This window comes from Halopseudomonas sabulinigri (assembly GCF_900105255.1).
Classification (GTDB): domain Bacteria; phylum Pseudomonadota; class Gammaproteobacteria; order Pseudomonadales; family Pseudomonadaceae; genus Halopseudomonas; species Halopseudomonas sabulinigri.
The window spans coordinates 3,420,001-3,432,551 of sequence record NZ_LT629763.1; the positions used below are offsets into that span (position 1 = coordinate 3,420,001).

At 58.3% G+C, this 12,551-nt stretch carries 8 protein-coding genes, 1 tRNA gene and 2 rRNA genes (1 of these 11 running past the window's edge); 8 read left to right on the top strand and 3 right to left on the bottom strand.

The genetic code is table 11. The features are described from left to right. Positions 1-928 (top strand): 23S ribosomal RNA (locus BLU26_RS15505); it begins 1,961 nt to the left of the window's first position. Between the two features lie 135 nt (positions 929-1,063). Continuing rightward, positions 1,064-1,179 (top strand): 5S ribosomal RNA (gene rrf / locus BLU26_RS15510). 564 nt (positions 1,180-1,743) lie between these two features. Here rrf and BLU26_RS15515 read toward each other — a convergent pair. Next, positions 1,744-3,408: a long-chain-fatty-acid--CoA ligase gene (locus BLU26_RS15515; protein ID WP_092287766.1), complete on the bottom strand. Its 1,665-nt coding sequence runs from the start codon at positions 3,406-3,408 to the stop codon at positions 1,744-1,746. Positions 3,409-3,692: 284 nt separating this feature from the next. Between BLU26_RS15515 and BLU26_RS15520 the strand changes: the two genes are divergently transcribed. From BLU26_RS15520 to BLU26_RS15540, 5 genes are all read left to right on the top strand, one after another. Beyond that, positions 3,693-5,234 (top strand): 2-isopropylmalate synthase, encoded by a 1,542-nt coding sequence (locus tag BLU26_RS15520; RefSeq protein WP_092287767.1) that lies wholly within the window; start codon positions 3,693-3,695, stop codon positions 5,232-5,234. Further along, positions 5,234-6,040, top strand: a complete 807-nt coding sequence (locus BLU26_RS15525; protein ID WP_092287768.1) for a hypothetical protein — start codon at positions 5,234-5,236, stop codon at positions 6,038-6,040. The genes BLU26_RS15520 and BLU26_RS15525 overlap by 1 nt, the downstream gene beginning before the upstream one ends. Next, positions 6,037-6,489, top strand: a complete 453-nt coding sequence (gene rimI / locus BLU26_RS15530) for a ribosomal protein S18-alanine N-acetyltransferase (protein WP_092287769.1) — start codon at positions 6,037-6,039, stop codon at positions 6,487-6,489. Before BLU26_RS15525 ends, rimI begins: the two co-directional genes overlap by 4 nt. A 104-nt stretch (positions 6,490-6,593) precedes the next feature. Further along, positions 6,594-7,490, top strand: a complete 897-nt coding sequence (locus tag BLU26_RS15535; protein ID WP_092288521.1) for a DMT family transporter — start codon at positions 6,594-6,596, stop codon at positions 7,488-7,490. Beyond that, positions 7,487-8,497 (top strand): isocitrate/isopropylmalate dehydrogenase family protein, encoded by a 1,011-nt coding sequence (locus BLU26_RS15540; RefSeq protein WP_092287770.1) that lies wholly within the window; start codon positions 7,487-7,489, stop codon positions 8,495-8,497. The genes BLU26_RS15535 and BLU26_RS15540 overlap by 4 nt, the downstream gene beginning before the upstream one ends. 50 nt (positions 8,498-8,547) lie before the next feature. On the opposite strand, the gene BLU26_RS15545 is transcribed toward BLU26_RS15540, so the two are convergent. Next, positions 8,548-8,624, bottom strand: a tRNA-Met gene (locus BLU26_RS15545). Positions 8,625-8,739: 115 nt separating this feature from the next. Beyond that, positions 8,740-11,736 (bottom strand): DUF748 domain-containing protein, encoded by a 2,997-nt coding sequence (locus tag BLU26_RS15550; RefSeq protein ID WP_092287771.1) that lies wholly within the window; start codon positions 11,734-11,736, stop codon positions 8,740-8,742. 228 nt (positions 11,737-11,964) lie between these two features. Between BLU26_RS15550 and BLU26_RS15555 the strand changes: the two genes are divergently transcribed. Beyond that, positions 11,965-12,471 carry an amidohydrolase family protein gene (locus BLU26_RS15555; protein ID WP_157719379.1) on the top strand — a complete coding sequence of 169 codons (507 nt, stop codon included), beginning with the start codon at positions 11,965-11,967 and terminating at the stop codon, positions 12,469-12,471. Positions 12,472-12,551 lie beyond the last annotated feature (80 nt).

The following is a 12,551-nucleotide window of genomic DNA, read 5'->3' on the forward strand; positions in this document are numbered from 1 at the left end:
AATGATGGCGGCGCTGTCTCCACCCGAGACTCAGTGAAATTGAAATCGCTGTGAAGATGCAGTGTATCCGCGGCTAGACGGAAAGACCCCGTGAACCTTTACTATAGCTTTGCACTGGACTTTGAATTTGCTTGTGTAGGATAGGTGGGAGGCTTCGAAGCGTGGACGCCAGTCTGCGTGGAGCCAACCTTGAAATACCACCCTGGCAACTTTGAGGTTCTAACTCTGGTCCGTTATCCGGATCGAGGACAGTGTATGGTGGGTAGTTTGACTGGGGCGGTCTCCTCCCAAAGAGTAACGGAGGAGTACGAAGGTGCGCTCAGCACGGTCGGAAATCGTGCGTAGAGTATAAAGGCAAAAGCGCGCTTGACTGCGAGACCAACACGTCGAGCAGGTACGAAAGTAGGTCTTAGTGATCCGGTGGTTCTGTATGGAAGGGCCATCGCTCAACGGATAAAAGGTACTCCGGGGATAACAGGCTGATACCGCCCAAGAGTTCATATCGACGGCGGTGTTTGGCACCTCGATGTCGGCTCATCACATCCTGGGGCTGAAGCCGGTCCCAAGGGTATGGCTGTTCGCCATTTAAAGTGGTACGCGAGCTGGGTTTAGAACGTCGTGAGACAGTTCGGTCCCTATCTGCCGTGGACGTTTGAGATTTGAGAGGGGCTGTCCTTAGTACGAGAGGACCGGGATGGACGAACCCCTGGTGTTCCGGTTGTATCGCCAGATGCATTGCCGGGTAGCTACGTTCGGAAAAGATAACCGCTGAAAGCATCTAAGCGGGAAACTTGCCTCAAGATGAGATCTCACTGGGAGCTTGACTCCCCTAAAGGGCCGTCGAAGACTACGACGTTGATAGGTTGGGTGTGTAAGCGCTGTGAGGCGTTGAGCTAACCAATACTAATTGCCCGTGTGGCTTGACCATATAACACCCAAGCAATCTGGTGTTATCAGGCACACAGAATGACAATTCTAGAACTTGTCGAGATTACGACTTACCGTTCTTCTATCACCTATTCAAGCTTTTAAGCTGTTCGGCTCGCCGGGCAGTAACGAATTGCTTGACGACAATAGAGCATTGGAACCACCTGATCCCATCCCGAACTCAGAAGTGAAACGATGCATCGCCGATGGTAGTGTGGGGTCTCCCCATGTGAGAGTAGGTCATCGTCAAGCGCTTATACCAAAACCCCCGATCTGGAAACAGATCGGGGGTTTTACTTTGGGCGGGAGAAAAGGCCGTGCTAGGCCGGCAAGCTCAAGAGACCTACCTTTGAGGTTGTTGCTGAGTCTGAGCGTTATAACGACGTTGCAGACGCCTATGATGTGGACTTGTTGTCTGCTGGCGTACGTTACAACTTCTGATGACTGAAAAAAGGAGGCTTTGGTCTCCTTTTTCATTCTCAAGGGACCTTCTGCGCCGCGAAGCGGTCACTGCCTTATCCCTGCGCTCTACTAGCTAACGACAACGACTGGCCTTGAATAGCTGAAGCGCGCAAGGTGCTCTGGACTCGCGCCTACCGGCTATGAACAGGAGCGGCGGTGAGCCGCGCTTGTTAGGGCGCAGCCTGCAGCTCGCGGCACGCCCTGCACGGACGAAGGCTTGCTCAGTAGTGGTAATTGGAAGCCGCTGTCAGCTTGGCTCGCGGTGAAGCGCTGCTTGAGTGTTGTCGCGGTTGCGCGCAGACAATAAAAAAGAGCGCACAAACAAGGGGCGCTCTTTTTGTAATGCTTCAAGGTTTAGGCCTCGGCGCGGCCCCACTCGATATCCTGCAAATGACGCCACATGATCTTGCCGGTGGGTGATTTGGGGATGCTGTCGGCGAATTCGACGATCTGCGGACACTTGTAGGCAGCCATGTTGTCCTGGCACCAGTTGATTATGTCCTGCTCAGTGGTGCCCTGCTGACCTGCACTCAGCACGACAACGGCTTTGACGGTCTCGCCACGGCGTTCATGAGGTACGGAAATGATGCAGACTTCCTGAATGGCGGGATGCGCGTACATCAGTGATTCAACTTCCGCAGGCCACACCTTGAAACCAGAGGCGTTGATCATCCGCTTAACGCGGTCGACGAGGAAGAAGTAACCTTCTTCGTCGTAGTAACCGAGATCGCCTGAGCGGAAAAAGCGTTCGCCATCGACTTCAACAAAGGCTTCTTCGGTGGCATCAGGGCGGTTCCAGTAACCTTGGAAGATCTGCTCACCGCGCATGATGATTTCACCGGTTACGCCTGGCTCTACCTCTTTTAATGTCTCCACGTCGATAACCCGTGAATCAACGCCGATGAACGGAATGCCTAGGCACTGCGCCTTGCACGCGTGCGGCGGGTTGACGTGGGTGGCGGCGATGGTTTCGGAGAGACCGTACCCTTCCATATAAATCAATCCCGTCTTTTCCTGCAGCTTTGCGGCTACCGCTGCGGGCATGGCGGCTCCGCCACCGCCGATACCGGTCAATGAGCTGATATCGTACTGATCGATGTCCGGGTCCGACAGCATGTCGACCACCATGGTGGAAATGTTGCGCCAGGTGTTGATTTTCAATCGCTGGATCAGCTTGGCGGCGACCTTGCGATCCCAACGGGTCATGACCACCAGCGTGCCGCCGGCGTACAGCGTTGAGTTCATGCAAGACTGCATACCGGTCACATGGAACATCGGGACCGACACCAGGTGGATGCAGCTGTGCTGGGTATTGACCCAGGCAGCGCCATAGACGGTCGTCGCCATTACACTGTGATGCGTGTGTACGCAGCCCTTGGGGTTGCCCGTAGTGCCGGAACTGTAGGGAATGACGCAGAGGTCCTTCGGGCCCGCGGTCAAAGCGCCAGGCTGAACGTTGGCTTGCAGCGCGCTCTGCCAAGAGGTAAGGCCGGCTTGCTGCAGCGGTTCAGTAGGTGCTGCTACTGCATCGGGCAGGGCGAGGTCAGTGGGTTCAACGACATACTCACTGTACGCGGTGACGATAGCCTCCTTCAGAACACCGTTACCCACGTGCGGCGCCACAAACTCGCTGAGCTCCTGTGCGCACAAAGCAACCGGCGCCTGGGTGTCTTCGATCAGGTAGGCCAGCTCCGCAGTGCGGTTCATTGGGTTGACCGGTACAACCACGGCGTTGGCGCGGAGGATCGCAAAGTAACCGATGATGTACTGTGGGCTATTCTGCATGTATAGCAGCACGCGATCGCCCGCTTGCACGCCAATCTGTTGCAGGTAGCCAGCCAGACGTTCAGCCTGATTCAGCAGCTGGCTATAGCTGATATTGCTACCGTAGTAATGGATGGCGGGATGGTCTGGAAAGCGTAGTGCGGAGACGGTGATGTTGTGGAACAGGTTGGTGGCGGGCAGTTCAAGCTGCTTGGGTACTTGATCGGGCCACACGGGAAAGTGACGGTCAAACATACATCCAGTCTCCTGCTTGTTATGCAAATCAGACGAACCGTTCTCTGCGCGGCTTCAGCAGGACGGCACTGTTATTAGGGCGAAGCGACAGAATAAGTCTCAAGCTGATACTAAGGAAGGATACTTTTGTTGTGCTGTTGTTACACCATAAGCGGCGGTGAGTGCGGCGCGCCGAGTTCTCACAGGGCGGTGGGTTGATGAGGTATAGTAGCGGGCTGATTGAAACGCCCAAACGCGTATAGCCAGTGGTTGCCAATAGCGATCTTCGCAGAAGGAGTCTAAAGATGAGTCAGGATCGGGTGTATATCTTTGATACCACGCTGCGCGACGGCGAGCAGAGCCCTGGTGCATCCATGACCAAGGACGAAAAGCTGCGTATCGCCCGGGCGTTGGAAAAACTCAAAGTGGATGTTATTGAGGCGGGTTTTGCGATCGCCAGTCCCGGTGATTTTGATGCGGTGAAGGCGATTGCTGACAGCATTCAGGACAGCATCGTTTGCAGCCTTTCTCGTGCAGTCGACGCCGACATTGATCGCGCCGCCGAGGCGCTCGCCGGTGCTAATGCCGGTCGCATTCATACCTTTATCGCGACCAGCCCAATTCACATGGAGCACAAGCTGCGCCTACCGCCTGACCAGGTGGTCGAGCAGGCTGTTCGCGCGGTCAAGCGTGCGCGCAATCTTTGCGCCGATGTCGAGTTCTCCTGTGAGGATGCCGGGCGTTCGGAAATCGACTTTCTCTGCCGCATCATCGAGGCAGCGATCGACGCCGGTGCTCGCACCATCAATATTCCCGATACCGTTGGCTACGCGATACCGCACCAATTTGCCGAGACCATTCGGCAGATCATTACCCGCGTACCCAATGCGGACAAGGCCGTGTTTTCGGTGCATTGCCACAATGACCTGGGGCTCGCTGTGGCAAATTCGCTGGCGGCGGTCACGGCTGGAGCGCGCCAGGTTGAATGCACCATAAACGGATTGGGCGAACGCGCTGGCAACGCCGCGCTAGAAGAGATCGTCATGGCGATCAAAACCCGTCAGGACCTGTTAGGTGTGCATACCGGAATTGTTACCGAGAACATCCTGCCTGCATCACGGCTGGTTTCGGGTATTACCGGCTTTCCGGTGCAACCAAACAAGGCCATTGTGGGCGCCAATGCGTTTGCGCATGAGTCGGGTATTCATCAGGACGGCGTACTCAAGCATCGCGAGACCTATGAAATCATGAGTGCGCAATCGGTCGGCTGGCATACCAACAAATTGTCGCTGGGCAAACTCTCAGGCCGGAACGCCTTTCGCTCGCGCCTTGAGGAACTTGGCATGGAGTTGAGCGGTGAAGCACTGAACGCCGCCTTTGCCCGTTTCAAGCAACTGGCTGATCGCAAGCACGAGATATTCGATGAGGACCTGCAAGCACTGGTAACCGACACGCTCACCGAGGTGGTCGAGCATATTCGGCTGATACACCTTGAAGTGGCCTCCTGCATGGGTGAGGTGCCGCATGCAGCGGTGCAGTTGAGTATCGACGGTGTAGAGCAGGAGGCGCGTGCAGACGGCTCCGGTCCAGTGGACGCGACCTTCAAGGCAATTGAGCAAATCATGAATTCCAATGCCAGTTTGCAGCTTTACTCGGTCAACGCGATCACCCAGGGTACCGACTCGCAGGGCGAGGTCACGGTACGACTGGAGAAAAGCGGGCGTATCGTCAACGGCAACGGCGCCGATACCGATATTGTCGTGGCCTCTGCCAAGGCCTACATCAATGCCCTCAACCTCATGCGCGAAGGGGCCTACCGCGCCCATCCACAGGCGGCGGACGTGTAATGCAAGAGCAAGCAAGGCTAGCTTATCTTGAGGCCATGGGCGTTACCAACTGGGTGCCACGGCAAGCGCTGCAGGACGTACCGTCACGTCTGCCCTACAGCATCCCCGCGCTGGCCGCGTCTGCTGAGACTGATATCGCTATTGAGTCGGCCTCAGCCACCGCGCCGGCCAGCTCGCGAGTAGTGTCTGATATCGTCACGCCGGCACCGGTTGCGGCCCGTGCAGCGGCTGTGGTGCAGCAATTACGGGCAGGTAAAGCCTCCGAGCCTCCTTTGCCGGTTGTAGAAACGCGAGCGGCAGAAGCGCTAGTGCCGAAAGCTCCCGCGATTGAGCCGTTCTACCTTCAGCTGTGGCTTGCTGGCCCCTGCGCATTGCTGACTGAAGCGCCGGAACCGGGCATGGAAAGTGCCACCCCTGCGTTTCACCTGTTGCAAGACATTTTACGCGCGGTGGGGCTGCCGCCGAGACCTCGATTACTGGCTGATTTCCGCTGGCCGCTTAGCCGTAACCCTCAGCTTGATCGCAGTGCAGCCGCCGCGCACCGTGGGCTGCTCGCCTTCATGCAGGGGCGGCTGGAAGAGCATGAGTGCGTTTCTCTTGGATGCTTTGGTCCTGCGACCGGGCTGCTGGTCGAAAATGATCTGAGTGCCCTGGATCAGCTGCTAGGCCGTGACGTTGCGCTGGAAAATCTGCCAGCGGCGTGGTTCGCGCCCGATCTTGAGGTGTTGCTGCGTTCTCCTGCGGGCAAGGCAGCGCTTTGGGCACAGCTTCGTCGAATTAAGTCACGCTGGCAGGGGCAGGTATGACGGTGTTGTCTTTTCGCGCAATGCAGGAGTCTGACCTGGATGCAGTATTGGCAGTCGAGTTCGCCGCTTTCAGCCATCCCTGGACACGCGGTATTTTCCTTGATTGCATCAAGTCTGGCCACGAGTGCTGGATGGCTTTCTGTGGGCTGCAGCAGGTCGGGCATGGCGTTGTGTCCGCAGCGGCTGGTGAGTCGCACCTGCTCAATATCACTATCAAGCCGGAGAGTCAGGGCAATGGCTACGGCTATGCCTTGCTTGAACATCTCATGGGGCGCGCGCGCGCACGGGATGCGGAAGTTACCTTTCTGGAGGTGCGGGAATCCAATCGCAGTGCGGCGGCGCTGTACGAGCGCTTTGGCTTCAACGAGATAGGCCGGCGGCGCAACTATTATCCAGCGGTCGGTGGCCGCGAAGACGCTTTGGTGATGGCCTACTCATTGATCGAGTAGGGGCGCTTTCCTCTGTGTCGTTTCTTGGTTGTCAGGCCGCCGGTGGTTTTTCTCTAGGCAAGGTGTAGCGGCATGTTGAAGGTGTTTGGAGTGCTGGTTTGACGTTGTCGGCGCGAGGCTGGGCCATTGCTGGCTTGATCATTTGTACGCTGGCTTGGGCCGGCAACGCGCTGGTGGCGCGCGCAACAGCGGGTCAGTTGCCCCCAATTGGACTGTCGTTCTGGCGTTGGAGTACTGCACTGTTGCTGCTGTTGCCCTTCACCGCGCGCAGCCTGTGGCAACAGCGTGCGCTGCTGCGTCAGCATTGGTGGCAGATCGCTGCGCTGGCCGCGCTGAGCATCTCCTCCTACAACACGTTGCTGTATATGGCCGCGCAAACCACCACGGCAATCAATATTACGCTGGTCAATACCGGCTTGCCGGTTGCGGCTTTTATCTGGTCAATCATTTTGCTGCGCCAGTGGCCAACGCTGCAGACGTTGGGTGGGACGCTGTTGTCGTTCAGCGGTCTGATGGTGATTCTCAGTACTGGCGATCTGCAGCGGCTTGCGCAGCTGTCGTTCAACCCTGGCGACTTAATCATGCTGCTGGCTGTGCTCACCTGGGGGTTGTACTCGGTGCTCTTGCGCCGATGGATGGTGCCGCTGCCCGGCCTCACGCTGCTCGCCGCCATGTTGTTGTGTGGCGTGCCGTTGCTATTGCCGTTTTATCTCTGGGAATACAGCCATAGCGGCGCCATGCCCATCACGTTGGTTACGCTTGGTGCCGTTGGTTACACCGCGGTGATGGCTTCACTGGTGGCTTATCTCGCCTGGAATAACGGCGTTCGGGTATTGGGCCCTGCCACCGCCTCGCTGTTCAGTTATCTGATGCCCGTATTTGCCGCCTTGCTCAGCGTGCTGTTATTAGGTGAACAACTGCATTGGTTTCACCTGCTGGGCGGCGCACTGACCTTCAGCGGGCTGGTACTCGCCACGCGGCCAGCGCGTAAACGGCCATGAGAAAACTTTGCGTCATTCCCGGTGACGGCATCGGCGTTGAGGTGACGCCTGTTGCGGTGGCTGCGTTACGGATCCTGCTGCCCGACTTGCAGGTAGTCGAAGCGCAGGCGGGCTGGGGCTGTTTTGTTGAGCACGGTTGCGCTGTACCCGAACGCACCCTGGAGGTTATGCGCGATTGCGGAGCCGGTCTTTTTGGTGCTGTGCAGTCTCCCGCGCACGCTGTGCCCGGGTATCGCAGTGCGATTCTCACGTTGCGGCAGCAACTTGATCTCTCGGTCAATCTTCGCCCAGTCCGCAGTTGGCCGGGTATCTCGCCAAGGCCAGGAGTAGACCTGCTAATACTGCGCGAGAACAGCGAAGGGCTATACATTGGCCGTGAGCACATGGCCTCGCCGGATCAGGCCATCGCCGAGCGGAAGATCAGTCGACAGGCCTGCGAAACCCTGGCGCAGCGCGCAGCCGAGGTGGCCCGGCAACGACGCTCCAAACGTATTACCCTGGTGCACAAGGCCAACGTTCTGCCGCTCACCTGTGGCCTGTTCCGCGATACTTGCCGCGCGGTACTGGAAGAGCAGGGGCTGGGCGAGCAGGTTGACGAACGACTGGTCGACGTCGCAGCACTGCAACTGGTCGAGCAGCCGCAGAACTTTGATTTGCTGGTCACCACCAACCTCTTTGGTGACATTCTGTCTGACCTGGCCAGCTATTGGTCTGGCGGCCTGGCCACCGCGCCATCCCTCAATTGGGGCAAGGGTATAGCCCTCGCCGAGCCAGTCCACGGCAGCGCCCCGGATATCGCCGGCAGCGGCCGAGCCAGCCCCATCGCCGCACTTCTCAGTGCTGCGCTCTTGCTGCGCTATCACTGGAATTTACCCGATGAAGCCGCGCGCCTAGAAAATGCAGTGGAGGGTTTTCTGCAGGAGGCAGAGGGTGTGGATTTTGGTGCGAAAACGACTGAACGAGTGGCCGAGGGTGTTTTGGCGCGTCTTGGCCTGTTGCAGGGATAAGGGGCTGAAATAAAAAAAAGGCCTAGCCGAAGCTAAGCCTTTGAAATCGTTGGTGGCTACACCTGGACTTGAACCAGGGACCCCAGCATTATGAATGCTGTGCTCTAACCAGCTGAGCTATGTAGCCATCCGAGGCTGCGCATTATTCATTTCCGCGCCTGGTTTGTCAAGCCTGATTGTGTATTTTTTAACTGCCATTTCAACCGGTTAACTTTTTGCGCCGATGAGCAGCGATCAATGGCTTACTGGCTTCCCAGGTGCAGCGCCGTGGCAACTTTGGTGTCTGCTGTGGGTTCGGTTTTGCCGACATCAACCAGGTAGATACGTTGTGCATCCAGGTCAGCGCTATCGACCAGATAAGCCTTGATTTCGGCGGCGCGGCTTTGCGCGAGTCTGCGCAGCAACAGATCGCTGCGGCTCCACAGCTCGAGCAGCGCCTGCTCCATTTTTGCCGCGCGCTCCTCGCGGTCGAGCCCGGCCCAGTCTGCCGGTGGCTGCTGTTTCATGCGCGCACGGTAGATTCCTTCAAGCAGGGGGGGCTTGTCATCGTCGTCAATTTCCAGCAGCTCGGGAGAGGCGGGCACCTTTTCGCCCATGGCCTGCAGGGATTTGAACTGTATCTCCTGGTATTCGCCGTTCAGCCGCGCCGCAGCCAGGATTGGGCCGTCGGCTTCGGCGGAGCTCATGCCTTCGATTTCCAGCGTCAGTACCGGGCGCTCCTGCAGGGCACTGGCAAGGGTGTTCAGGTTGCTTTGCGCCGCGGCGTCCAGGTTGTTGCTACCGGCCGCGAAGGTGACTTCACTGAGATCTTCATCGCTGCCGCCGACCAGGCCGGCGATGAACTTGAAGGGTGCCTGTACGGCGCGTAACGCAAGATTGCGTAGCGTTTGCCAGACAATCGGCATCACGCTGAACTGCGGATCTTCCAGATTGCCAGAGACGGGCAGTTCAATATCGATATTGCCTTTGGTGTCTTTCAGCAGAGCCACGGCGAGGCGAACCGGTAAATCCACCGCATCCGGACTATCGACCCTCTCCCCCAGCTGCAGGCCTTCCAGCAGGACTTTGTTTTGCGCGGTCAATTGGCCCTTCTCGATCTGATAGTGCAGGTCCAGGTTGAGTCGGCCTTTGCGGATACGGTAACCGGCAAACTTGCCGGAGTAGGGCGTCAGTGTGGTGAGTTCGACATTGCGGAAGCGGGTTGCGATGTCGAGGCTATTGAGCGGGTCGAACGGCGTCAGGCTGCCTTTGATACTGACCGGCGCGTAGCGATCCACCTTACCGGTGACATCGACGCTCGCAGACTTGCTGCTCTGATTGTCGAGGGTGCCGATGCGGCCATTGAGTTGGCCTATGGCGGTCGCAAAGTTGGGACGCAGGCTGAAGTCGGCAAAGTTGGCCGAGCCATCGCGCAAGCTGATGCCGCCAATGCGAATGCTCATGGGGTCGCTGTTGCCGGACGTGGCTGGCTGGCCGGGTTGCTCGATCAGCAGACCGCTGAAGTTGGTGGTCAGGTCTTCGTTGATGATGAAGCGTGCGTAGGGCTGCTGGAGAGCTATCTGTTCGATGCTCAAGCTGTTGTCGGTGTAACGGAGGCCACTGAGTGTCAGCTGTTGCCACTTGAGCAAGTCGCGCTTGCGCTCCGCATCGACCAGGTGCAGTTGGCTGACCTCGGCATCGCCGCTGACGGTCAACTGCAGTGGGCTGACGTTGCCCAGGGATACCTTGAGATCACTGTGCGCTTTACCGCTGCGTAACTGGATGCGTACCCGTGGCTCGACGTAAGGCCGTGCCAGAAGCAGGTCAATGTTGCTGGTGATCACCTGCAGCTCAGCGCCAAGCGGTTGCAGGCTGACCTGGCCCTTGGCAGACAGCTGCCCGCCATTGTTCAGGCCGGTATCCAGGCTCAGATCAAAGGGTTTCAGGCCGAGACTGTCAAAGTCGCGGATGCTGAGGTTGAGCGGGCCTATCTCCAGCGCGACATCTTGCGCCGGTACCTGGTCGATCAAATGCAGTTGGTAGTCTTTCAGATCGGCCTGGGCAATCTGCAGTTGCCAAGGTTGACTGGTCGAGGGCTCCGTTGGTGCAGGTGGCTCCGAAGTGGCGGGCTCGGCAGCGCGGGAGTCGGCTTGCGGTACGTCCTGCGCCTCGGCTTCCTCGGCAGCGCGGGTTTGTCGGGTGCTTTGTTGTTGGCTCGGGTCTTCCTCGGCTGGCGTTGCCGGGTTGGGGGTGGGGCTTTGGCGCTGCAGCAAGGCCAGCAGGTCGATCTGGCCGTCCGCCTCGCGCGCGGCCCAGAGCTCCAGTTGCTGGCTGCTGATTTGCTCAATGCTGGCCTGCTGCTTAACCAGATCAAGCGATGCGTTGCGAATAGCCAGCTGCGGCACTCGTACGCGGGGTTGTGCCTGGGCGTCGATACCAAACTGCGTCAGCGCCAATTGGGCATTGCTCAGCTTAAAGTCGGTACGCTCGGAGAGGTCGAGCTGATAGTCGGTGCTGGCATTCAAAACGCCGTCGGTCAGGTCCAGGGCGAATTGGTCGCGTACATAGGGCCAGAAGGTATCGAGGTGCACCTCCTGAATACGCAATGAGCCCTTCGAGGTGATGGGCACCAGCGTGGCCTCCCCCTGCCAGTCCAGCCTGGCCCCAAAGGGGCCGCTGGCGGTCAGCGACATCTGCGCACGGTCGTCCGGCAGGGTGCTGAGGTTGTTGAGTTCGAGCGAGAGGGCGTCGTAGCCAAACTCGACCGGCTCGCTGGGGCGTTGGTCAACAAAGTGCAAGCTGTTGCTGATCAACTCGAGGCGGTCGAGACGCAGCGGAAATACGCGCTTGTCCGCCTGCTCGGGTTCGGGCTCAGCGCTGTCCGGCAGAACAAACAGTTGGGCGAGATTGAAAGTGCCGTCCTGGGCGAACAGGATTTCACCGTGGGCGCGCTCCAATTCTGCGTCTGCCAGATGCACGGCGCCGCCCCAGAGGCTGTCGAGTTCGGCATTGACATACAGCCGGCGGAACGCCAGTTGGGGCGCGTCGGCTTCGCCAATATGCAGGCCCCAGAGTGTCAGTTCCATGCTGAATGGGTTGAATTCAACGCGGCTAAGGTGGGCGGGTACGGTTGCCAGCTTGGCCAGTTGGCTATTGGCGGTGTGCAGCACAATGGCCGGAATCAGCAGAAAGCCTACGACTACATAGAGAAAGCCGGCTATCAGCAGGCTGACTACAAGGGTTTTCTTGCGTATGCGCATGGTTGAGCCGTTCAAAGAGCGTTGAGTAAAAGAATTATGGCACGTGATTGGGATTGTTGCGGTCGGAAGTACGGAACTCGGCTGAACCACCTTTGGCAGCATTGGCGTACTTGCGCTGGTGTTGTGCCCCGTACAACGCCGGAACAAAAATAACCCGGTAGAGCGACTATGCGCATAAAGAAGCGCTGGGCTGGCCTGATACTGACGCTGTTGGCGATCGGTAGTTGAATGCTGAGTTGGCGACCGGCCGGACAGGAGTTGATCTTTTACGGCGGCCCGATTCTGACAGTGAACAACGCGGGTGCGGTTGTGCAGGCGCTGGCCGTGCGCGACGGCGTTATTGTGGCGGTCGGCGGGCTGGATCAAGTAATGCAGCAGCGCACTGTGATGATTGATCTTCCAGGCGGTGCGTTACTGCCGGGCTTTGTTGGCGCGCACGAGCATCCAACGTTATCGGCGGTATTTAACGGTGCGCACGACCTGTCGGGCTTTTGCCATCAGCGCAATGTGCAGGTCTGGTCGGCGCTGCGCACGGCTATTACGCGGCAGACCGACAGCGGTCGGGTGCTGAATGCTGCGCAGGCGATTGACGTGCGCCAGGCGTTGCGCGCGATGACCATCAATGCGGCGTATCAGTTGGGTATTGATAGTGAGGCGGGCAGTCTGGAAGTGGGTAAATGGGCAGATCTGCAGATCGTCTCGGCAAACCCCTACGAGGTGGCTGGGGGGCGCTGACTGATGTGCAGGTGCAGCAGGTGTATGTCGCGGGAAGACTGGAATACGCCAGATAGCAGCCCGGAACAAAAAAGCCCCCG